The sequence below is a fragment of the Nitrospira sp. genome (assembly GCA_015709715.1).
GTDB lineage: Bacteria > Nitrospirota > Nitrospiria > Nitrospirales > Nitrospiraceae > Nitrospira_A.
This window is the reverse complement of the sequence record CP054184.1, coordinates 194,548-217,867: the sequence shown is the minus strand read 5'-3', so window position 1 is coordinate 217,867 and position 23,320 is coordinate 194,548. Positions and strand designations below refer to the sequence as shown.

The window sequence follows — 23,320 nt, the reverse complement described above, 5'->3', positions numbered from 1 at the left end:
GAAATGAAACAGTGGCTCTTCATCCTCCTGGTGACGATGGGATTGCTGGCTTGCGGCGGCCCGCAGGAACGCAAGGCCCAGTACCGCGCCAAGGCACAGGACTATATCCAGGCAGGGAACTATCCCAAAGCCCGTGTCGCCCTCCGTAATGTCCTGAAGATCGATCCCAAGGATGCCGAGGCCTACTTCCTCGTGGCCCAAGTGGAAGAGAAAGAAAAGAACTGGCGCAATGCCGTCGCCAACTACCAGCAGGTGGTCGAACTCGTTCCCGATCACCGCGATGCGCTGCTCACCTTGGCAAAATATTACCTTGAAGCCAGGCTGACCGATGATGTCATGCGAGCCGCGGACAAGGTATTGGCGAAGGTTCCGCAGGATCCACGGGCCGAGGCGCTGAAAATCGCCGTGCGGGCCCAGCAGGACAAGATTCCAGAGGCATTAGACCGGGCAGAAGCCCTCAGCCGCCGTCACCCCACGGAGCCGGATGTCGCCATTCTCTTGGCGACACTCTATGGCCATCAACATCGATTCCAGGAAGCCAAATCGACGCTGCAGCGGGCGCTCCAAGCGCACCCACATAACCTGGACCTGCTGAACAATCTGAAGACCATTCTGGATCAGGCGAAAGATGACAAGGCCACCGAACAGGTGTTGCGGCAAATGATCCAGGAAGAGCCGACCTTTTACGACCACCGGCTGAGACTGGCGCGCTTCTACGATCAGCGCCATGCGTTTGACCAGGCGGAGGTCTCGTTGCGGGAAGCGCTCCAGATATTTCCCGATCACGAACAGGCCTGGTTGGCCCTGGCTGATTTTTTGAACCTGCGCAGGGGGAAAGAGGCGGCAGAGGTGGCATTCCGCCAGGCCATGGAGCGGTTGCCCTATTCCACGAAAATTCCCTTCGCCCTTGGGGCCCTGTACGAGCGTCACAAGGATGTCACCCGGGCACGCCAAGTCTACGAGGCAGTGTTCAAGGAGCAGGAGAAGAAACCTGCGGGCTTGGATGCCCAGGTCAAGATTGCGCAACTCGACTTCAATGCCGGACGTCAGGACGAGGCGGAGCGACGGCTGGCCGAGGTATTACGGGAAAATCCACGCGCAGCCGAAGGGCTGATCCTCCAAGGAAAGATGGCTCTAGTCGGAAAACACGGGAAGGAAGCGGTGCAGGCCTTTCGGACCGTGCTGCGGGACCAGCCGGAATTGGCCCATGTTCAGTACCTCCTTGGCCAAGCCTACCTCCAAACGGGAGAGGCGCAGCTTGCGCGTGAGAGTTTCGAGCGGGCCGTGGCGCTCCATCCCGATGCTGTGGAATCGGTCTTGGCCTTGGCTACATTGGAGAGTCAATTTGGACAAGGAGCAAAGGCTCGCGCCCGTCTGCTGGGATTGTTGAAAGTGAATCCTGAGTATGTGCCTGCGCTGGAAAGACTGTTCGTCTTGGACCTGGCAGCCGGTGAATATGGCCACGCCAGGTCAATGCTCGAGCGTCTACGCCAAACCACCGGCGACAATGCCTCGCTATCTATGGCTGAAGGCCGACTACATGAGACCCAGAAGGATTACGCCAAGGCAGCTGCCGCATTCGAGCGGGCGGCGAGCATGGCGCCTACCGTCGCAGATCCGCTTGTGGCCCTCGTTCGACTCGACCTTTCCCAGAAGCAGATAGAGCGCGCCCGCCGGCGGCTGGAAGCCATCGTGACGGCCCAGCCGTCCCATCCCTACGCCCACGGTCTGTTGGCTGAAGTGTGGTCGATCCTTGGTCGCCGGGACGCGGCGGCAGCACAGTATCGAGAGGCCACCGCACTCAATCCTACCTGGCTGACTCCATGGCTCAACTGGGCGAACTTGATGCAGGCACAACGGCAGCCCGATCAAGCGATCAAGATCGTGAAGCAAGGCTTGGGAGCCAATCCGTCCAGTGAGGAGCTGCACATGTTGCTTGCGTCGGTGCAGGCTGATCAAGGGTTGGTCGACGAAGCCATTGCCTCCTATGAAACGGTGTTGCGTATGAACCCGCGCAACATCCTCTCGGCTAACAACCTGGCAACGCTCCTGGCCGACTATAAGCAGGATGGGCCTCATTTGGAGCGGGCCTTTCTCTTGAGTCGTGAGTTCGAAAAAGAGGCGCCCCATCCGCTGTTCCTCGACACGGTGGGGTGGGTTCGTCTAAAAATGGGGCACATGGAAGATGCGCTACGTTTGATCAAGCAGGCTGTGGCCAAGGCCCCGGATCTTCCTGCCCTCAACTACCATTTCGGGTTGGCGCTCTACCAATCAGGCAAGAAGCAGGAAGCGAAGGTATATCTGACCAAGGCGCTGAGAAGTTCAGAAGCCTTTCAAGGCCGCCGAGAGGCGGAACAGTTGCTCGCCCAGGTGAGCGGATAGGAGTTGTGTCGCATGCACGGTACGGTTCGTCGTCTCTGCAAACTATTTGTGTTGAGCATGCTGTGTCTCGGCTTTGTCGGCATTGTGCGTGCAGCGCCGGAAACGGCCGTCACCGATCCAGGCTACCAATTGGGCCCGGAAGATGTCTTGCTCATTTCGGTGTGGAAGGATGAACAACTCACCAGAGAGGTGGTGGTTCGACCGGACGGGATGATTTCGTTTCCACTGGTGGGGGACCTTGTCGCGGAAAACAAAACCGTCGACGAGTTGCGTTCCGATCTGGTGAGGCGACTGGTGAAGTACATTCCCAATGTGAATGTGACGGTCGCGGTGATCAAGGTGCTCAGTTACAAGATCTATGTGGTGGGGCGTGTCAACAAGCCAGGGGAATATTTAGTCGGCCACTATACCGACGTGCTGCAGGCCTTGAGTCTCGCCGGAGGGCTGACCCCCTTTGCAGCAGAAAACGACATCAAGGTCATCCGGCGGGTGATGGGGGAGCAGCAGGTGTTTCAGGTGCGATACGGTGACCTGCGCAAGGGGAGGGACCTGGACCAGAATATCCTGTTGCAACGCGGCGACGTCGTGATGGTGCCGTAGTTCGTGAAGCTTGTACTGAACAGTTGCCCCGGTGGAAGCCTTTTTCGCCTTTCCGTTGTCTTGTGGGTCTGCTTGGTGACCGTTTCAAGCTTCGCTGCGGAGTGGTCGATGGCGCCGTCGTTGAGTACGAAGGCCTACTACAACGACAACCTCTTGCTGACCCCGCTGCCCCATGATCCGACCTATGGATATTGGATCTCCCCGGGAGTGGAGTTTGCGGGGAAGACCGAGCGGCTGGAGGCGAGCGGCAAGGCGGCGTTGGACTTTGTCGATTACTATGGGGGGGAACCAAACCGGTTCACAAATATCTTCCTGCCCCTCACGTTGCGTTATCGCACGGAGAAAGACGAGTGGGGCTTCACGGGAGGTTTTACCCGGGATAACACCTTGATGGGTGAACTGTTGACGACCGGGGTGGTCTTGCGATTTACCCAGCGGAACCTCTGGAACCTCAACCCGACTTGGACCAGGATGCTGACGGAAAAACTGGCCTTCCAGAGTAGCTTCCAATTCAGCGACGCCACTTACCAGGATGGCCTTCGCCTCGGATTGGTCGACTATCAGGTGTTCGGCGGTTCAGCCGGGTTTCTGTACCACCTGACGGAACGTGACGATGTCCAGTTAGCAGCTACCTATACCAATTTTCATACGACGAATGCTCCCTTTGGATTGAGGGCTTATTACCCTGGGGCGATGTTGTCCTACGTGCATGCCTTTACAGAAGGACTAAAAGCCACGGTCTATGGTGGGCCGAGGTTCATCAGTTCCACTACCAAAATTGGTGGATCGGGCCAGGAGTCGAGCGACACAGTGTGGGTATATGGGGCAACTGTGACACAGCAGCTCGAAAGGGCGAGTCTGCAAGTGAGTCTCACAAGAGACATTTTCCCCAGCGGGTTCGGATTGCTTATCCAAACTGACCGCATTGGAGCCATGGCCTCCTACGATTTTACCGAGACTGTGACAGCCTCGCTGGATGTTGCCGGGTATTTGGTCTCCGGTGCGACCAATATAGCCCGAGGCGGGACGCTCCAGGAACAACAGCTGATGTATGTCACCCCAAAGCTTGCATGGCACGTTGCAGAGTGGTGGAGGTTGGAGGCTTCCTACAGTTACCGGTTGCGTGATGTAGAAACCTTTGCTGAGCCTGCTATGTCAAACATGCTCATGTTCATGTTGACCTACTACCCACCCAAATTGGCAATTGCGAACTGAGCTCGGCATGAAAAGGGAGTGGGAATGACAGATCGATGGCGGCCACAAGAATCGGAACCCGTTATGAATCTTCGTGAGTATCTCACTGTCTTCCAGCGCCGACGCACCCTCATCTTTCTTGCGGCCGGCTTGCTCCTGTGCCTGGCGGTTACAGCGGCCATTCTCTGGCCACCCACGTTTAAGTCCACGGCCACGATCTTAATTGAAGAACAGGAAGTACCTGCCGAGTTGGTCCACAGCACGATCACCAGTTATGCCGATCAGCGCATCGAGATGATCAAACAGCAGGTCATGAGCCGCGCCAGCCTGTGGAAAGTAGTCGAGCAATACGGTCTCTACCCAGACATGCGCAGCGAAAGTCCGACCGAGGAGGTCATCAAACGTTTCATCAAGGATATTGAAGTCGAGGTGATCAGCGCCGATGTGATCGACAAACGGACCCAGCACGCCACCAAGGCGACGATTGCCTTCACGGTTTCGTATAACAGCAGGACGCCTGAAATTGCGCAGCGTGTAGCCAACGAATTAACGAGTCTGTTTCTGGGAGAAAATCTGAAGAGCCGCGAACGACAAGCTCAGGAGACCACGTCCTTTCTCAAACAGGAGGCCGAGAGTCTGGCGCAACACATCGAAGAGGTGGAAGCCAAACTATCCAAGTTCAAGCAGCGGGCCAGCGGGGCCTTGCCGGAACTGATGCCGCTGAACCTGCAGATGATGAACCAGGCCGACCGCGAACTGATGGATCTCGATCAGCAGATTCGGAGCCTGGAGGAACGGAAGACTTACCTCGAAGGTGAACTGGCAACCATCAAGCCCAATACGCCGATCCTCTCGGTGACCGGCGAGCGCATTCTCGACAGTCTTGAGCGCTTACGAGCGTTACGGGCCGAGTACACTGCCGCTGCAGCCAATTTCTCACCGGACCACCCTGACCTCATCAAGATGAAACAGGAGATTGCGGCGCTGGAAAAAGACACCGGAGCCAAACCGGAACAGGAAGAAATCGCCAAACAGCTGATCGATGCTAAGGCCAGGCTGGCGACCCTGACTGATCGGTTAGGCGCGGACCATCCCGATGTGTTGCAGACGAAACGGACCATTGCAGCCCTGCAGCGGGACCTGGTCCGGATTGGGACCGGCGGGTCCAACAAGCCGCTGTTGCGGCCGGAAAACCCGGCCTACATCAACATCCAGGCGCAGCTTAATTCGGCAACTTCCTCACTCGAAGCGTTGCGGGCCAGCCGAGCCATTGTGAAACGGCGTCTCCAAGACTATGCAAGCCGCATCGAACGGACGCCGGAACTCGAGCCGGATTATCTGGTGTTGACCCGTGATCGCGATACCTCGGCGCAGAAATACCAAGACATCAGGTCCCGCCTCTTGGAAGCCAAGGTGTCGGAGGGATTGGAAGTGCAGCGCAAGGGCGAGCGTTTCTCCCTCATTGATCCGCCTGGTTTGCCGGAGAGCCCCGAGAAGCCGAATCGCAAGGCCATCGTCCTATTGGGATTCATTCTGGCGATGGCAGGGGGTGCCGGGGCCGCTGCCTTGGCGGAGCACCTCGACCACTCGATCCGGACACCCGAGCAGCTGATGCGTGTGGCCCAGGCCTTTCCCTTGGCGGTGATTCCCTACATGCCGAACCAGGCTGAGTTGGCCAGGGCGGTGGCGCGGCGCAGCAGAATCAGGCGCGCCGGCCTGGGCGCTGTGGCAATACTCCTGCTGCTCTGCCATCTGTTTTGGACGCCATTGGATGTCGTGTGGTACGCGACCCTCAGAAAATTCGGCATCGAATAAGGAGCGGAAGGCTGAAAGGGATCACCATGGAATGGTTTCAAGCGGCGCTCGACCGATATAAACAGCAGCAGCACCAACCCCAAACTCACCACGGCTCTCGCGTGCTGCGTAGCCACCCCATGCGCTCCGTGCCCGCGCCGATCGTGTACTCGCGCACCCGCTCGGTGCAGATTCCCGAGTCGGTCTTGCGAGAGCAGCGCATCCTGGCCGGCTTCGACGCCGGCCCCTTCGTGGATGCGTTTAAGATCTTGCGCACGCAGGTCATGCACCGAGTGAAGGAAAGGGGATGGAATGTCATCGGCATCACCAGCCCCGGTCAAGGGGAGGGCAAGACCTTTACAGCCGTCAACCTGGCCGCGAGCCTGGCCATGGACGTGACCCAATCCGTCTTGCTGGTCGATGCAAACCTTCGGCACCCGACGGTCCATGAGATGTTCGACCTGGGATCCTGCCGAGGATTGGCCGACTATCTGCTCGATGACGTGCCGATCGAAGAGCTGCTGGTTCACCCCGGCATCGGGCGATTCGTGTTCTTGCCAGGCGGGCACGCCGTGTCGCATTCGGCGGAAGCCCTGACCTCGCCGAAAATGGTTGCGTTAGTCGAAGAATTCAAGCATCGTTACCAATCACGGATGATTCTGTTCGACTTGCCGCCGTTGTTGCAGACTTCGGATGTGTTGGCCTTCGCGCCCTATCTAGATGCCCTGTTGCTGGTCGTGCAGGAAGGCCATACCAAGGCCGAAGACGTGGAACGGTCGTTGGCGCTTGTGAAACAGGCCACCCCGGTGTTGGGGACCGTCGTCAATAAGGTCGGATATGGGGCGGCCACCCCGGCCGGCATGAAGGCCATGATGAAGGTCGGCGATGTATAAAGATTTCTACCACCTCCATAGCAAACCCTTCTCCCTCCTTCCCGACAGCGACTTTCTCTACCTCGGCGCCACCCATCGAACAGCCTACAGCCTGTTGGAGTATGGGCTCCTGACGGAGGCGCCCTTCATGGTGCTGACCGGCGATCCCGGCATGGGCAAGACGTCCTTGCTGCAAAAGCTCATCGCCGAGAACCGGGACTCCTACGCCATCGGCTTTCTGGCCAATGCCCGCTACGATGTGGATTACCTGCTGCCCTGGATCCTGCTGGCCCTCGGCTTGAATAACAAACAACTCGATCCCGTCGAGGCCCAACACCTCTTCGCCAAGTTTCTGGCGCAGGAGGCGGCGCGTCATCGGCGGGTCGTCCTGATCATGGACGAGGCGCAGAATCTGGGTGTGAAATTGCTGGAGGAGTTGCGGCTCCTGTCGAATCTCAACCAGGAAAAGACACTGCATCTGCAAATCATCCTCTCCGGTCAGCCGGACCTGCAGGCCCTGTTGCGGCGGGTGGACATGACCCAGTTCGCGCAGCGGGTCGTGGTGGACTACCACCTCCAGCCCTTCACTGAAGAGGAGGTGGCGGAGTACATCAGTCATCGTATCCACCTGGCGGGCGCGACTAAGCCGCTGTTCAGCGCCCCAGCCTGTGCCCTGGCCTATCGCCTGAGCCAAGGGAATCCAAGGCTGATCAATCAGGTCTGTGAGATGGCGCTGACCTATGGGTATGCCCAGCAGGCCCCACGCATCACGGCAAAACTGCTGGCGCAGGCGGCGCTGGATCGGCGGAAGAATCGGATCCTGCCGCTCTCCGAGCAGGAGGACCTGGCGCTGGTGGCGGCGGCGGAAGGGGCTGACGAGCCGGACATGCCCGAGCCTCATCCCAGCTCGAAAGAATCGACGCCGGCTCAAAAAAAAGCGCAGGCCGCCGTCGAGGCCGAGACCTGGTATCAACGCGGGATGGCGCTTCGAAAGACCCAAGATTTCGCTGCGGCCATCGCTCAGTTCGAACTGGCCGCTCAAGATCCCGCCTACCACCTCAGGGCTTACGGCCAGATCGGACTCTGTCACCGCGCGCTCGGCCAGGTTCCTCAAGCCGTGGCGGCCTTCCGAAAGGCCTGTGCCGATTACAACGCGCCTCGCCAACAGAGCCTGAGTGTGCGGTATCTCCTTGGCCGTACGCTGGAACAGTTGGGAGAGGCGCCGGGAGCGCTGGAGCAATATCGGCTGATCTTTCGTGCCGACCGCACCTTCAAGGATACGGCCGAGAGGCTTTCGAATCTGGAAGGTGACCTGACGCTCGATACGGGGCGAGGCCGCAGCCCATCCTGGGGAATTGGGCAGGCCTGGAAACAGGTGCGGCAGCTGTTGAAAGGAAATAGTTAATGAAGCAAATCATTCAAAATTTCCGTTCTGGGACATTGAAGGTGGATGAGGTTCCTCCGCCTTCCCTACGCGGAAACGGGTTGCTCGTCCTTAACGAGGCGTCACTGATCAGCCCAGGGACCGAAAAGTCGACCGTTCAGGTTGCTCAGAAGAATCTCGTGGGGAAGGCCATGGACCGACCGGATATGGTGAGAAAAGTCCTCGCCGCGGTTCAGAAGGATGGGCTGAGGGATACGGTCAAGCGAGTCTTTCAACGTTTGGACACCCCGGTGGCGCTCGGCTACAGCTGCGCGGGAACCGTGGTGGAGGCCAGCCGCGACGCGGATCGCTTTTCCGTCGGCGATCGGGTGGCCTGTGCCGGGCAGAACTATGCCTCACACGCAGAGATGGTCTATGTCCCGAAAAATCTCTGTGTGAAGATCCCGGAGGCCGTCGATTTTGAGGACGCGTCGTTTGTCACGCTCGGCGCCATCGCCCTGCAGGGCGTCCGTCAGGCTGAGCCTCGGCTCGGCGACCGCATCGCCGTCATCGGGCTCGGCCTCCTGGGGCAACTCACCGTGCAGTTGTTGAAGGCCTCGGGCTGCCGAGTGCTCGGCTCGGACCTCGATCCTTCGAAACTGCAGCTGGCCCGACAATTCGGCGCGGATCTGACCACGACTCCAGCTGAGATCCTGGAGGCCTCGGCGACCTTCTCCGAAGGCCATGGCGTGGACGCCGTGATCATTACGGCCAGCACCAAAGACAACGGTCCGGTCGAAGTCGCCGGGGACATTGCCCGCAAGAAGGGGAGAGTGGTGGTCGTCGGCGCCGTCGGCATGAACCTGCCGCGAGAACCCTATTACAAAAAGGAACTGGAACTGCGCCTCTCCATGTCCTATGGCCCCGGTCGCTACGACCACCAGTACGAAGAACATGGGCGCGATTATCCCTTCGGCTATGTCCGCTGGACCGAGCAACGGAACATGCAGGCGTTTCTGGAGTTGGTTGCCGAACGGAAGGTCCTGCTCAAGCCGCTCATCACCCATCGGTTTCCGATCGAGCAAGCCGAATCGGCCTATGCCCTGATGATGGAAGGCGCCACCCCCTACATCGCGATGGTGATCACCTATCCGTCTGATCGCACCAGAAATTTGCCGCGCAGGGTCGAGGTCGGAGCGGGGCAGGCTGCGAAGGCGGTGACCGTAGGCATCATCGGCGCGGGCAACCATGTGAAAGATATGCTGTTGCCGCCGCTCCAGAGCATGGGGAACGTGGCCATTCGTGGCATCTGTACCGCTTCGGGCATCACCGCCAAAACCCTGGCCGGAAAGATCACCGCCGCCTACTGCACGAGCGACCACCAGTCGATCTTGGAGGATAGCGCGATCAACAGCGTGCTGATCGGGACCCGCCACGACAGCCACGCCTCGATGGTCGTCAAGTCGCTGCTCGCCGACAAACATGTGTTCGTCGAAAAACCGCTCTGCCTGACGGAAGAGGAGTTGGCGGAGATTCGATCGACCTATGAGAAGAAGGCCGCCGACGGGCTGCAGCTGATGGTAGGGTTCAATCGGCGATTTTCGCCCCATGCGAAGGAAGCGCAGGCCTTCTTCGCGTCCCGCAGCAATCCGCTCGCGATGCTCTATCGCGTCAATGCCGGCCGCATCCCCCCGGACCATTGGGTGCAAGACCCCGTTGTCGGCGGTGGGCGTATTCTCGGAGAAGTCTGCCACTTCGTGGATTACATGCAGGCCCTCTGCGGGTCGCCGCCGGTCTCCGTCTTCGCGTCCCGAGTCGGGCGTCACAGCTCCGGCATCACCGAGGACCAATGCAGCCTGACCCTCACGTTCGGCGATGGCTCCCTCGGCACGATCGTCTATACGGCCGAAGGCAATTCCGGGCTGCCGAAGGAACGTTTCGAGGCCCATACAGACGGGAAATCCCTCACGATGGATGATTTCACCGAGACGCATTGCTATGCGGCAGGGAAGACCCGTGTCTTCAAGACGCCGAAACGGGACAAGGGATTTACGGAGGAGATGACCCGTTTCGTGCAAGCCGTCGAACGGGGGTTGCCGCCTGTAATTCCGTTCGAGCAGGTCGAGGCGGTGACCCGAGCCTGCCTCCTGGCCGTCAGGAGCCTGCAGTCCGGCTCCGCCTATCAGCTGTAGCCCTGCGCCTCGTTGGGATGGTACGGACCGACCTACCCCTCAATCGGCAGCGCCGCCACGTAATATGTCCACCAGCCATGTCAGCTCCGTTGCGGCAGCTCGCGCTTTCGTCCTCGCCCGCTTCCAATCCCGCTTAATCCGCAGAGAGCGCTTCAATTCCCACCTCTTACCCCAACGGGCGAAGTCCGCCAATTCCTCGTAGCGGCCCAAGCTGGTTTGCGCCTGTCTCAGCTTCGTCACCATCTCCTGGATCTCGGCGGACTGGTCCGGCAGCGCTTCGGCCTGGTACCGAATGGTTTTGAGCAGGAGTCGCAAGGCATGGAGTCGCTTACGGCGCGGCTTCTCCGCAATATGGACGAAGAGCACCTGCAGCGCATCCGCTTGCGTGTGCCGGAGATCCTTGGCCCGTTGTCGCAACCACGCTTCGGAGCGATGCTCTTGCGGCAGCCCCTGTTGTTGCAGGGCCTGTGTGATTTTTCGGTACGCGTCGACCTGCACAAGACGCCGGTGCCGTCGTTCGATCCGCGCGTCGATCTGGACCAGATCCGCTCGAGGGGCGTCGATCTTCTCTAAGTATTGCCGAAACACCTGCAACGCTCTGAGCTTGCTCAGGCGACGGACGCTCTTGGCCATCACCGCCGCGCGTTCCTCTTCTCCGGACAGTTCCAGCAGGGCTTGCAGTCGGCGGCAATGGGTTCGAATCGCATGGACCGTTTTCGCGGGGCAGCCCTTCTGCGTGACTTGGCGCAATAGTGTGAGGACGGTGGCCTGATAGCTGCGTGCTCGTTCGAGCAGGGCTTGTGTTGCCCCGGTCGCTCCTGTATCAGTAAATTGAGGTGATGTCATCGGGAATGACCATCCATGCAGCTCATCTTATTTCGACATGGCCTCGCCTGGGAACGCGAGGAGTGGAAAGGCAACGAGCGCGACCGTCCGTTGACGAACAAGGGTGTGACGCGCGTGCGCCAGGCCGGTAAGGGGTTGCTGGCCATGGACGCGTTGCCGACCCATCTGTTTTCCAGCCCCCTGCGACGGGCTCAGGAGACCGCCGATCTATTACAGCGACTCTTCCGACCGAAACCGACACTGCAGCTCTGTGAGGCCTTGCAACCGGCTGCGCCCCCGAAGGAATTGCTCGGCCTGCTCCGACCACTGTCTGCCACGAGCCTCGTGCTCTGCGTCGGCCACGAACCCCATTTGAGCCGCCTGGCGGGCCTCCTGCTTTTCGGACGCTCCGGCGCGGGGCTGTCGCTCAAGAAGGCCGGAGCTTGTTCGATTGAGATCGATGGAACTGTACGGCCAGGGAGCGGCACATTGGTATGGTGGTTGACCGCTGCACAGTTGCGCGCTCTCGGGTGACCACCGATCACCACGGTTCAGGATGCCTCTTCCGTTTGCGGCGCGACGACGAACTCCACCGGCCGTTTGAAGACCTTTTCGAAGAGGTCGCTCCGTGAACGGGCGGCCCACAGTTCGAGCTCCGCATCCCCCGACACCCGCACGCTGATCAGCACCGTTTTGTCCAACGCGACCGAAAGTTGTTGCACGACACCGAACTGACTCCGGTCCAGACCGTCGGCGATGCGCAGGAAGGCGGACAACCGCGTGACGATGCGCTGCATGGCGTTCGGCAGGGCGGTGTACTCCTCATGTTTCCGGCCAGGAACCGAACGTCTGTGATACCGCGCGATATTGGCGATCAGGTCGATTTCGTCGGCGGTGAACCCCGAGAGGTCGCTGTGTTTGATCAAGTAATAGGCATGTTTGTGATGTTGCCGCGAATTGATCATGTAGCCGATGTCATGCAGGACCGCGGCGAACTCCAACCATTCACGCTCCCGTGCGCCGTACCCATGCAGCGATGTCGTTTGATCGAAGAGTTGCAGGGCCAACGCTGCCACGTGAAGCGCATGGGCCTCGGGAACATGACAACGCCGAGCCAGGGAGAGGATATTGCGCCGACGGACGTCGGGAATATCGCGCTCGGCCTGAATCCCTTCGCGATGCCGTTGGACGAAGTCGTAAATGATCCCTTCGCGAATGGCTTTGTCGCAGAGCGTCAACTCCTTCTTATCCAGGAGATCCAGTAAGACGCGAAAGACCGTCGCCGCGGGCAGGAGCGTATCGACGCGTTTAGGGTCGAGCCCGGGAATTTCCAAGCGCGCTTTCAGCGACGACTCGGCCAACCGTTTTTCTATGCCACCGATTTCCTTGGCGGAGACCTTGGCCAGGTTCAACTGAGGCAGCGGACGCCCCGTCCGTTGCAGATGAATCACCTCGGCCAGGTTGGCGGCCATGCCGGACGTGGCGATGACCTGCTGAACCCGTTTGGTCTTGTAGGGACCGAGTGCGCTCTTGAGCTGCGCGGTGACGGCCTCATCCAGCGCCTCCAGCATCGACTTGGAGGGAGGGGTCTTCGTGAGATAGAGATCCTTGAGACGGATCGCGCCGAGTTTGAGGCTGCGGGCATGGAGAATGGAGTCGCGGTTGCCCACGATCAGTTCCACGGAGCCGCCGCCGATGTCGATGACCAGGCTGGGTTGCTCCGGCAGTGCGACGCTGTTTTGCACGCCCAGGAAGATCAGCCGCGCTTCTTCCGTTCCGGTGATGACGCGAACGACCAGCCCTGTCTGCTGGGCCACATGGTCGAGAAACTCGCCGCCGTTCCGCGCCTCGCGGACGGCGCTGGTGGCGACACCCTCGATACGCTCATACCCCTTGTTCCGGGCGAGGGTCACGAGGTTACGGATCACATCAAGACCGCGCGTCATGGCCTGGTCGGACAGGCGGCGTGAGGTAAATACGCCGTCGCCCAACCTGGTCATGTCCTTGAACCGATCGAGAATTTTATACGAGTAGTCGGGTTGGACTTCGGCCAACACCATGTGGATGGAGTTGGTGCCGATATCGAGAACGGCAAGTTTGGGCATTAGACACTCGCGGAGGGGAGGGTGTGCCGAATGTTCTTGCCTTCTACCATATAGACGACAAGCTCCGCAATGTTGGTGGCGTGGTCGGCGATCCGTTCGAGCGATTTGGCGACGAAGGTCAGCCGGAGGGCGCGCGTGATCGTCTGGGTGTTTTCCAGCATGAAGGAGAGGAGTTCGCGAAAGAGCTGTTCATTCACATCGTCGACGAAATCGTCGTCCATGCAGACCTTGCGTGCCAAGACCGGATCGGAATTCACGAAGGCATCCAGGCACTCCTTGACCATCCGCATGGTCCAGTTGGCCATGCGCGGAATGTCGATATAGGGTTTCAACTGCGGCTCGACGTTCAATTCGAGCGCACGCCGCGCGATGTTGTCGGCGAGGTCGCCCATCCGCTCCAGTTCCGACGAGATCTTCATGGCCGTAGTGATGAAACGCAGGTCCCGGGCGGTGGGCTGTTGCAGGGCGAGCAATTGGATGCAGAGGTCGTCGATTTCGACATCGAGGGCGTTGACGTCATGATCCTGTTGAATGACGGTGACCGCGAGATCGGAGTTGCGGTCCACGAGCGCGGTGAGCGCCTGCTGGATCTGCGATTCCACGAGTCCTCCCATGCGGAGCAGCTGGCGCTTCAAATGGGCCAAGTCTTGATCGAAATGTCGTTGCATCCTGCGCCTCCCTCCGTCTCTATCCGAAGCGACCGGTAATGTAGTCTTCGGTCCGCTTATCGCGCGGCGTGGTGAAGATGTGTTTGGTATCCCCGAACTCGACCAGCTCGCCCATCAGGAAAAAGCCGCATTGATCCGAGACGCGTGCGGCCTGTTGCATGTTGTGCGTCACGATCACGACGGTGTAGGTATCCTTCAAGGTATAAATGAGCTCTTCGATCTTGGCGGTCGCAATCGGGTCGAGGGCCGAACAGGGCTCGTCCATCAGGATGACCTCCGGCTGGACCGCGAGGGCGCGCGCGATGCAGAGACGCTGTTGTTGCCCTCCTGACAGTCCCAGGGCGCTCTGTGCCAGCCGGTCCTTGACCTCGTCCCAGAGGCCTGCACCCTTCAGGCTCTGTTCCACCAGTTCGTCCAGCCGGCGTTTGTCTCGGGTTCCATGCAGACGCGGCCCGTAGGCCACGTTGTCGTAGATGGATTTGGGAAACGGATTGGATTTCTGGAAGACCATGCCCACGCGTTTCCTGAGGTCGGTGACGTCGATGCCCAGGCTGTAGATGTCGACGCCGTCCAATTCCACTCGACCGGCGATCCTGGCGCCTTCGACCAGGTCGTTCATTCGGTTCAGGCAGCGGAGCAGAGTGGACTTGCCGCAGCCGGATGGGCCGATGAACGCCGTGACGGAATGGCTGCGGACCGTCAACGAGACGCGAAACAGAGTCTGCCGCTCCCCGTAGAAAAAGTCCAACCCCCGCACCAGGACCTTGGCATCCAGGGGGGAGGCCGGTTGCGGTTCACGGGCCGGTCTGATCTTGGCGGAAGGGGAGGGGAAGGTGGCCGGCGCCGGTATCGCCAAACGTTCAGACTGCATGTCCATGGACACTCCTCTCAAGGGTTACACCGCCGAGGTGGCGTAACGACGGCGCAAACGGTTGCGCAGGCTCACCGCCACCCAATTCAACAACACGACGACCAGGATCAGGATGAGCGTCGTCATGTACACCATCGGTTTGGCCGCCTCTACGTTGGGCGATTGAAACCCGACGTCGTAAATATGAAATCCCAGATGCATGAACTTCCGATCCAGATGGAGGAAGGGGAGATATTGGTCCAGGGGCAAGGCCGGGGCCAGTTTGACCACGCCTGTGAGCATCAAGGGTGCCACCTCGCCAGCCGCGCGGGCCATGGCCAGGATCAGGCCCGTGAGGATGCCGGGCAGGGCGCAGGGGAGGATGACATGCCGGATCGTTTCAAACTTGGTGGCGCCCAGCCCGACCGAGCCTTCACGAAAATCTTTCGGCACCGCGGAGAGGCCTTCCTCCGTCGCCACGATGACCACCGGGACAGTCAGCAGGGCCAACGTCAGCGATGCCCACAGGATGCCGCCGGTGCCATAGGTCGGATTGGGCAAGGCTTCGGGAAAGAACCACTGGTCGATCGTGCCGCCCAATGCGTAGACGAAGAAGGCCAGGCCGAACACGCCGAACACGATCGAGGGGACCCCTGCCAGGTTGTTGACGGCGATGCGCACGAGCCGGACCACCAGACCCTGGGTGGCATACTCGCGCAGATAGACGGCCGCCATGACCCCAAAAGGCATGACCGCCGCCGTCATCACGAACACCATGAGCACGGTCCCGAAAATGGCCGGGAAGATGCCGCCTTCGGTATTGGCCTCGCGCGGCTCGGTCGAAACGAAGTTCCACAGGTTCCGCAGGTAGAAGCCCAGCTTTTCGACAGGGCCCATAGCATTGGGACGGCTCACGGCTAAGGCCCGATCCAGGGAGATGCGGGTCGTCTTGCCGTTGGCGAGCGTCAGGATCAGCGCTTTCCGTCCCGCTTCGCGATGCCATTGCTCCAGCACAGCCGTTTTCTCCTGATATTGTCGCTCGAGGTGGGACAACCGCTCGGTGATCAGCCGGTCTTCGGCCGCTTCCTCGTGGCTGACCGTCCCATCGGCGAGCAGGGCTTGCCGGGCCAGGCGCGCGGCTTCGATGCGGTGGTTGATCGCGCCGATCTCGTCTCGCTCCAGCTGCGCGATCTTCTCACGCAGTTCATTCGCTTCGCCCACGAGTGTCGTGATCTCTTGCCAGGACGCGACGGGCCGTTCCACCTCGCCTTCCACCACGGCGGTGATCCGGCCATAGGCCGGGCCCCATTCACGCCGCTCGATGAAGGCCGCCTCTTTTGGTTGAGTGGTCGAGGCGATGTCGTCGGCATTCACCCAGCGATAGTCGGATCCGAGCACGTCGCGATTGCCGACTCGAAGGCGGAAGCGTAGCCGGCCTTCCGGCCGGTCAGGCGTCACGGTGGAAGGAATGACTTCTTTCCCGACGACCTGTCCCAGCACCAATTCTCCGGTTGTCAGTACATGCTCGGTCAGAGCCGCAGGCCAGAACTGGCCGAGTCCGTTGACCATGATGAGGAGGAGCATTCCGCCGACCATGAGGAGGCTAAGCGCCACACCGGCGGCCGTCATCCAGATGAACGGTTCGCCACTACGCCAGAACGTTGTCAGTCTCACCGGTCCTCACCCATGGCTGTATTTGTTGCGCAATCGCTGTCGAACGACTTCGGCGATCGAGTTGATGACGAAGGTTACGATGAAGAGCAGCAGGGCGGCCAGGAAGAGGACCCGATACAGCGTCCCTCCTTGGGGCGCCTCGGGAATTTCCACAGCAATGTTGGCCGACAGGGTGCGGAAGCCGTTGGCCCAATTCCAATCCAGGATGGGCGTATTGCCCGTCGCCATGAGCACGATCATCGTCTCGCCGATGGCCCGCCCGAAGCCGATCATGACGGCGGAGAAGATGCCGGGGCTCGCTGAAAGCAGCACCAGATGCCGAACGGTCTGCCATCGGGTTGCGCCCAATGCGAGTGAGCCCGCGATCTGGCTCTTGGGTACATTGGAAAGGGCCTCTTCCGCGATGCTGTAGATGATGGGGACAATGGCGAATCCCATGACGATGCCCACCACCAATGCATTGCGCTGGTCGTACTGAATGCCCAGATGGTCGGTGAGCCACGTTTTGATGTTTCCGTCGAACAACCAGGCCTCGATGAGCGGGTTGGCCCACCAACAGGCCGCGATCCCCAGGGCCAATATCGGGATGAGCAATAAGGCTTCGTACCCGGGACGGAGGCGTTGCCGCACGGAGATGGGCATGAGTTGCCATGCAAAAGCACAGAGGAGCACGAGCAGCGGCAACACCACGGCCATGGCGGCCACGGCTGGCAACTGTCGCTCCAACAGAGGGGCCAACCACAGGCCCGCGAGGAAGCCCAAGACGACGGTCGGTAGGGCTGCCATGACCTCAATGATCGGTTTAATGTTCGCCCTGAGGTCGGGGTGCATGAACTGTGAGGTGCAGATGGCTGCGAAAATGGCGATCGGCACCGCGAGGAACAGGGCATAGATCGTTCCCTTGAGGGTGCCGAATGCAAGCGGCATCAAGCCGAACTTCGGCTCGAAATCATCCGAGCCGGACGACGATTGCCAGACATGGGCGGGGGCATCGTAGCCCTCGTACCACACCTTGCCGAACAATGTGCCGAACGTCACTTCGGGATAGGGATTCCGCACCTGATAGAGGCTCAGCCGTCCGACCGCGTCGAAGACCGCCAGTCCGTCTCCCTTGGGGGCATAGGCCAGGGCGCGAATCGGGGACTCGCCGTTTGCGAGCCGAATGAGTGTCTCGCTCGATGTCGCATGATGGAGAAAGATGTGGCCCGTGGCATCGGCTGTGACGAACCCCTTGACTCGCTGAGAGGGCGCAAAGGCCGTGATCGGGGCGCCGTGCGAGCGGAAGTCATGCATTTGCGTCAGGCGCCAACCAGACGCAGCGTCGCGCACTCGAACCAGGCCCCAGGTCGAGACCGCGCCGTCTCCGGTCATCACGACCAGACTACGATCGCCGTTCAGGAACCCCAGTTCGGTAATTGCGGCTGACGCAGCCGGGACCGCGTCGATGCTCTGACTGTCAGGCTCGCCTGTGTCCAACAGGGTGACGTGCCAAACGACCCCGTCCGATGTGCCCACATACAGATGCTCAAGCGCCGCGTCCAGCGCCAACGCGGTGGCGCGCCCGGAAGGGAGGACGACAGGGGTGATGCGACGCTCTGCGGCAGCCGAGTCGTCAGAGGGCCAGCGCGCGACCAACAATTCCCCCGTCTGCGTGAGGAGCGCCACCACCTGCTCTCGATCATTAAAGCGATAGGTGAGCTCTGTGATGGGCTCCTCTGTCAGGCGAATCGATTGCCCAACTCGGATGGTTGGCCGCTTTCGGCGCTCGCCATGGTCCGTGAAGTCGGTGGTCGTTCCCATTTTCAGCAATAGAACCTCGCCCTCGGCCGTTCCCAATGCATACCGTGGGCTGACTCCGCCGCCGTGGGCCGCTGCAGTGATGTGCCGCCCCTTGAGCATCGCCGGCGATTCCATCGGGATCGGGTTGCCTGAGGCCAGCTCTACGAAATGCACTCCACCTGCCGTGAGGACTTGCGCGATTTCCCGATGCTCGTCCACCACCAGTTGCACAGGGCTTTGCGTCGTGAGAAAGGACGGCAAAGTCAGGCGCTGGGTCAACTTCGCCGTCGGGGTCGTGAAGAGGGGCGTCACTTCGCGGAAGAGAAAAAAGAAGATGCCCAAAATGCTGACGATGGTGGCCAAGCCCCCCGCCGTAATCACGATGGCGGAGGACCGATCGAGCCAAGAACGAATGCGAAACGATCCGGCCATCTCCCCCAACGACTCCTTTTCCCGTTACCGGATTTTCGCCAGCTGCTGCTCGGCCACGCTCCCCTCGACAGGGAAGTACCCATCTCGGAGCACATCGGCTTGGCCTTCCTTGCTGTAGACATAGGTCAAGAACTGCGTGACGATCGGAGGAAGGGGCTTGCCCGGTGCTTGATTCACGTAAATGTAGAGATACCGCCAGAGCGGATAACTCCCGTTTCTCGTGTTGGCCTGGGTCGGCTCCACGAAGGGCTGCCCGGCCTTCGCTGCCAACGGCACCATCCGGACCCCCGACGTGGTGTACCCGATTCCGCTGTACCCGATGCCGTTGCGGTCTTCGCTGATGCCCTGCACGACCGAGGCGGAGCCTGGCTGCTCCTTCACGTGATCCTTGAAGTCTCCATTCTTGAGCGCATGTTCTTTGAAAAACCCATAGGTGCCTGACGCGGAATTTCTGCCGTACAGGCTGATCGGGGCGGTAGCCCAATCACCGTTCAAGCCCATTTCCCCCCAGCGAGTAATGTCGGCCGTGTGGCCTTGCCGCCGGGACTTGGAGAACAACGCATCGACTTCGGGAATCGTGAACCCCTTGATGGGATTGTCCTTGTTGACGAAGAGGGCTAAGGCATCCACCGCCACCGGATAGGCGGTGGGCGGATACCCGAACTTGGATTCAAATGCATCAATCTCGCTGGACTTCATGGTGCGCGACATAGGGCCCAGTTGCGCGGTGCCCTCGATGAGGGCTGGCGGAGCGGTGCTGGAGCCCTTCCCTTCGACCTGGATCTTGACGTTGGGATATTGCTTCCGGAACCCCTCGGCCCAGAGGGTGATCAGATTGTTCAGGGTATCGGAGCCGATGCTGTTGATGGTGCCGGAGACGCCGCTGACCTTTTGATAAGGCCGCAGCGAAGCCTCTTTCCCATCGGATTGGCCGGCGCAAGCCGGCGGAAGGATGATCAGTACATAAAGAGCCAGGATCGTGACCACGCTCATTGTTGTCCGCACACGAACCACAAGATCAGGCATAATGGCGTCCTTTCGTTGCCTCACGGTACTGCGACTGTATTTCGTGAACATGGCACCCGTGTTAAGAGGCGGTTAATTCTAATTAACGCTCCTGTAACATTGCGGCAATTTCCCCGTGACCTCTCGCGCTTAGCTCTGCGCCTGACAGTCTGGATGAGCATGCATGTCTTCTGATGAGAGAGGAGCGTCCATGAAATCCCTGCTGAATCTACTGGCCACGATTGGTTTGGTCGGAACCGCCTTGTGGAGCTTCGCCTCGTTAGCTCAAGCAGGGGAGCGCGGCGGCTTAGAGTCACGTGACGGGCGGCCGCGGCTCGTTGCTCAGGCTGAGCCAACGGGAAGTTCGGATGCCTCCGAGCGGACGTCGACCGTCCTCCCGCCCGGCGGCACCTCCCTGGAAGACCTGCTGCTTCAAAAGGGCTCCATCACGATGGACGAATGGATTCAAATTCGCGCCGAACAGGAATATCGCGGAGCGGAGAACGCCAGGCGCATCGATGCGATCGAGGACTGGAAAACCAGGACCGAACTGTTGCCGATGCTACGGGATAAGGTGAACTTCGGGTTGAATGCATTGCAGTTTCTGTATAGTCACCAGGACGCCCACGTCCCGGAGGGAAAGAGCCAAGACAATTTCTCCATCCGCCGTTCGGAAATTTTATTCTGGGGCCGTATCAGCGACACGCTGCCGCGGTGGCATGCCTTGATGGAGTTTCAAAGCATCAACTTCGGTCGGGAAACGCCGACGGGAGGCAGCGGGGCCGCCACGGGTCAGCCGATCGCCGCGACGTTTTTCCGTGAGTCGTACATCGACTTCCGCCCCGTTCAGTCCTGGGCGCCCTACATGAACTTCATCCGCATGGGTATCTTCCGGATGCCGTTCGGCATCTTCACGGAAACCTCCGGCGGCCTGCGCGACATCATCAGTTCGCCATACTTGACTTCTGTGGGCAGCGGCAACGGCAACCGCACGGGGTCGGCGGGAACGATCGACTTCCTGCAGGAGCGAGATTTCTTCGTCGATGTGCGAGGCAAACTCTTCAACCGACTTGAGTATGTCGCCGGCATCATGAACAACAACAACTTTCACGCGAATGCCACCGGGGCGAACGCCCCCAAGAGTTTCTATACCCGCGTGCGCCTGTTCGGCAGCGACGTGTCCTGGATCAGTTTCACCACCATTCAAGGGGAGTCCAACAACGCCAACACCAACATCAACGGTCGGGGGAAAGGCGCTTTCGATCGATATGGCCTCGATTTCCGGTACACCTCAAAGGTCATCCCGGGCTTCATGGTGCAGGGTGAATGGTGGCAGGGACACGATGGGTCCAACCAAACCACGGTCGGCAGACCCGCCAACGGCGCCTGCCTCGACCAGACCGTCTGCGGCGGCTCCGGTGCGCCGGGCGCCCATCGGCGAACCTGGTACGTCCTCGCGAAGTATCTGATCTCGAGCGGTCCTCTGCAGAACTGGGAGCCGACGGTCATGTACGAGCAGTTCGACCCCAGCACGAGCGTCTCCAACGACCTCTACACCCGCACTATTCTGGGCCTCACCTATTACTTTGAGAATTTCCCGCCGAAGGTGCAGTCCAAGATCCAGTTCAACTACGAGTTCCGGCATCACCAAGGGAACGGCCCCGGGGTGCCTTATGATGCGACCTTCGATGCGTTTGCGCAGAACGCCTTTCTGGTTCAGTTCCAAATTCGATTCATGTAGCCCGGCGAAGTGTCCCGATGACTCCGGGTCCGGTTGCAAAGTCACCCTGGAAAGCGTAAGGAGAAACATCATGACTCGCGTGCTAACCACCATGGCTCTCTGTGCCGGGCTCACCCTGGTCGGATGCGGCCACACGCAACTCTTTCCGGTCGATGTGGCGGCCGACACGGACCGGAATTTCGATTTCACGGCTTGGCGGACCATTCCCAATGCCAAGACCGGCCAAAAAGTCGAACTGGGCGGCCGGATCGTCCAGGTGAACAGCACCGCCGACGGGGTGGTCATCATCGTGACGCAGTTGCCTATCGTGCAGCAGCCCGCCTACGGGCCGAAAGACGGCGGACGGCGATCGGGGGAATTTGCAATCCGTTATAACGGGACGCTCAATGCGAAATGGCTGAGGGCCGGGAATCGCCTGATCGTGATCGGGACGACCGAGCAGGCGAGGGTCGTGGTCGTCGACGACGTCCAGCGCAACCTGCCCTCCTTGGCCGGCCGCTGCCTGCATGTGTGGAACACGGGCGGGAAGGAAATTGCCGAATTCCCCTATAACGCGGGCGGCGGCTACGAACCGTTGGAGGAAGAGACGCTCTGCACCGTGCAACCGTGAGCTGGAATGCGCATTCCTGTCCCGATCGGTCAGGAGCCGGAGCAGCCGGTTCCCAGTGGGGCATCGGTCTGCTGCTGCTTCTTCTGATCACGGCAGGTTGTGTCGGTGATGCGACAATGGTGCGCGAAAGCGAACGGGGCGGGCTCGTGTCCTATCACTACGAAACCGATGCGGAGGTCTTAGCGTCTTCGGGACGACGTGACGCCTTTCGTCTCATCGCCGCAAAATGCCCCGGGGGATCTCACATTCTGCGAGAGGGTGAAATTCCCAAGGTGAGTAAAGCCGCCGACCGCGCGTGGCGAGGGCAGATGGGGATGGACCGCCTGTGGGGAGTCCAGTTCGAATGTCGCTAGGAAAGTCGGCTCCGCGACATGCTCGTCGCTTCGCGTCACGGTTCTGGTGGTGCGTGGGGCTCTGTCTGCTGCTGATGACCGGTTGCCAAGCCTTTGGAACGGGACGGCTGGTCTATGATCGAGAAGGGGTTCAGGTCGGGGTCGAACCTGACCCTTCCATCCGGCGATCGTCCCCGCCCGCGTTCAACGCGCACCCTGCCGCGCTGTCGCCACAAGACCTCCTTCCGCTCTTGGCGTCCTTTCGCGTCAGCGGCTGGAGTGGCACGATCGTAGGACTCTTCGACAGCCCGCGTGCCATCCGTCTGTTCGACGACGCCGACCTCCGGCTCGTGGTCACCCCGATTGCCGAAGCCTTACGGCAGGCCACACCGGAGCAGCGGGTCTTCTTCAGGCTGCCGAATCCTGCTTCACCCTATGGCGATGCCACTGCCGGAGCCCTGTTTCTGAGAGGACCGCATGTACATCTCGTGCTCACGGACCACAAGGCCTTCCTGAGGGCGGATACGGCGGGAGGAGAGGAGCGGGATGTCCGAGACACGAAGGGCATGGCACTGGTGGCCTCGGCACCGCATGAGGCCGTCAGGTTGCCGCCCTTGGAGGAGCCTGCGTGGGCGCCCTTTGAAACCGTCCACCTATCCGTCAACAGGCAACCCGCCACGGTGCAAAGCCAGGTCAAGCCGTCCTCACCATCGACGGAGCCCGCCCAGGAGCTGCGGACGCAAATCCGCGAGTTGACCCAGTCGAACCTCGATCTTCGAGATCGGCTGAGTCAGCAGAGCCGAGAGCTTCAAGATCTGAAGGAAGAACTGGCGAGGATTCGGAAGGGCTTGAAGGGCCAGGCGCCACGGCCTGCACCCTCCAAGAAATCGACCACCCGCTGA

19 protein-coding genes are annotated in these 23,320 nt (G+C 60.3%); 12 read left to right on the top strand and 7 right to left on the bottom strand.

The annotated features are described in order from the left end of the window. Positions 1-3 precede the first annotated feature (3 nt). The 7 genes from HRU82_00965 to HRU82_00935 all read left to right on the top strand — a co-directional run bounded on the left by HRU82_00965 (position 4) and on the right by HRU82_00935 (position 10,397). Positions 4-2,382, top strand: a complete 2,379-nt coding sequence (locus HRU82_00965; GenBank protein ID QOJ33604.1) for a tetratricopeptide repeat protein — start codon at positions 4-6, stop codon at positions 2,380-2,382. A gap of 12 nt (positions 2,383-2,394) precedes the next feature. After that, entirely contained in the window at positions 2,395-2,982 is a 588-nt protein-coding gene (locus tag HRU82_00960; GenBank protein QOJ33603.1) for a polysaccharide biosynthesis/export family protein, read from the top strand. Between the two features lie 108 nt (positions 2,983-3,090). Further along, positions 3,091-4,197 (top strand): hypothetical protein, encoded by a 1,107-nt coding sequence (locus HRU82_00955; protein ID QOJ33602.1) that lies wholly within the window; start codon positions 3,091-3,093, stop codon positions 4,195-4,197. 63 nt (positions 4,198-4,260) lie between these two features. After that, entirely contained in the window at positions 4,261-5,991 is a 1,731-nt protein-coding gene (locus tag HRU82_00950) for a lipopolysaccharide biosynthesis protein (protein ID QOJ33601.1), read from the top strand. Between the two features lie 26 nt (positions 5,992-6,017). Further along, entirely contained in the window at positions 6,018-6,863 is an 846-nt protein-coding gene (locus HRU82_00945) for a CpsD/CapB family tyrosine-protein kinase (protein QOJ33600.1), read from the top strand. Beyond that, the gene (locus tag HRU82_00940; GenBank protein ID QOJ33599.1) at positions 6,856-8,247 is read left to right on the top strand and encodes an AAA family ATPase; all 1,392 of its coding nucleotides are present in this window, start codon (positions 6,856-6,858) and stop codon (positions 8,245-8,247) included. The genes HRU82_00945 and HRU82_00940 overlap by 8 nt, the downstream gene beginning before the upstream one ends. Continuing rightward, a complete protein-coding gene (locus tag HRU82_00935) occupies positions 8,247-10,397 on the top strand; it encodes a Gfo/Idh/MocA family oxidoreductase (protein ID QOJ33598.1) in 2,151 nt (716 codons plus the stop codon). Before HRU82_00940 ends, HRU82_00935 begins: the two co-directional genes overlap by 1 nt. A 39-nt stretch (positions 10,398-10,436) precedes the next feature. Here HRU82_00935 and HRU82_00930 read toward each other — a convergent pair whose 3' ends face one another. Further along, on the bottom strand, positions 10,437-11,243 hold the full coding sequence (locus tag HRU82_00930) for a CHAD domain-containing protein (protein QOJ33597.1): 807 nt from the start codon (positions 11,241-11,243) through the stop codon (positions 10,437-10,439). Between the two features lie 15 nt (positions 11,244-11,258). Here HRU82_00930 and HRU82_00925 point away from each other — a divergent pair, with 15 nt between their 5' ends. Next, positions 11,259-11,756, top strand: coding sequence for a histidine phosphatase family protein (locus tag HRU82_00925; GenBank protein ID QOJ33596.1), 498 nt, complete (start codon positions 11,259-11,261; stop codon positions 11,754-11,756). A 17-nt stretch (positions 11,757-11,773) separates the two neighbouring features. Here HRU82_00925 and HRU82_00920 read toward each other — a convergent pair whose 3' ends face one another. From HRU82_00920 to HRU82_00895, 6 genes are read right to left on the bottom strand one after another with little or no spacing between them, the layout of a single operon-like run. Further along, complete coding sequence (locus HRU82_00920) at positions 11,774-13,327, bottom strand: Ppx/GppA family phosphatase (protein ID QOJ33595.1); 1,554 nt, start codon at positions 13,325-13,327, stop codon at positions 11,774-11,776. Then, positions 13,327-13,995: a phosphate signaling complex protein PhoU gene (phoU, locus tag HRU82_00915; GenBank protein ID QOJ33594.1), complete on the bottom strand. Its 669-nt coding sequence runs from the start codon at positions 13,993-13,995 to the stop codon at positions 13,327-13,329. Before phoU ends, HRU82_00920 begins: the two co-directional genes overlap by 1 nt. Before the next feature lie 19 nt (positions 13,996-14,014). After that, entirely contained in the window at positions 14,015-14,866 is an 852-nt protein-coding gene (locus tag HRU82_00910; GenBank protein QOJ33593.1) for a phosphate ABC transporter ATP-binding protein, read from the bottom strand. A gap of 24 nt (positions 14,867-14,890) precedes the next feature. Further along, on the bottom strand, positions 14,891-16,513 hold the full coding sequence (gene pstA / locus HRU82_00905; GenBank protein QOJ37068.1) for a phosphate ABC transporter permease PstA: 1,623 nt from the start codon (positions 16,511-16,513) through the stop codon (positions 14,891-14,893). Positions 16,514-16,525: 12 nt separating this feature from the next. Next, on the bottom strand, positions 16,526-18,730 hold the full coding sequence (locus tag HRU82_00900) for an ABC transporter permease subunit (GenBank protein ID QOJ33592.1): 2,205 nt from the start codon (positions 18,728-18,730) through the stop codon (positions 16,526-16,528). A 24-nt stretch (positions 18,731-18,754) separates the two neighbouring features. Beyond that, positions 18,755-19,723: a phosphate ABC transporter substrate-binding protein gene (locus tag HRU82_00895; GenBank protein ID QOJ37067.1), complete on the bottom strand. Its 969-nt coding sequence runs from the start codon at positions 19,721-19,723 to the stop codon at positions 18,755-18,757. A 223-nt stretch (positions 19,724-19,946) separates the two neighbouring features. Between HRU82_00895 and HRU82_00890 the strand changes: the two genes are divergently transcribed. From HRU82_00890 to HRU82_00875, 4 genes are all read left to right on the top strand, one after another. Continuing rightward, complete coding sequence (locus HRU82_00890; protein QOJ33591.1) at positions 19,947-21,476, top strand: hypothetical protein; 1,530 nt, start codon at positions 19,947-19,949, stop codon at positions 21,474-21,476. A 70-nt stretch (positions 21,477-21,546) separates the two neighbouring features. Continuing rightward, entirely contained in the window at positions 21,547-22,086 is a 540-nt protein-coding gene (locus HRU82_00885) for a Slp family lipoprotein (protein ID QOJ33590.1), read from the top strand. Next, positions 22,083-22,439, top strand: a complete 357-nt coding sequence (locus tag HRU82_00880) for a hypothetical protein (protein ID QOJ33589.1) — start codon at positions 22,083-22,085, stop codon at positions 22,437-22,439. The genes HRU82_00885 and HRU82_00880 overlap by 4 nt, the downstream gene beginning before the upstream one ends. After that, complete coding sequence (locus tag HRU82_00875) at positions 22,430-23,320, top strand: hypothetical protein (GenBank protein ID QOJ33588.1); 891 nt, start codon at positions 22,430-22,432, stop codon at positions 23,318-23,320. Before HRU82_00880 ends, HRU82_00875 begins: the two co-directional genes overlap by 10 nt.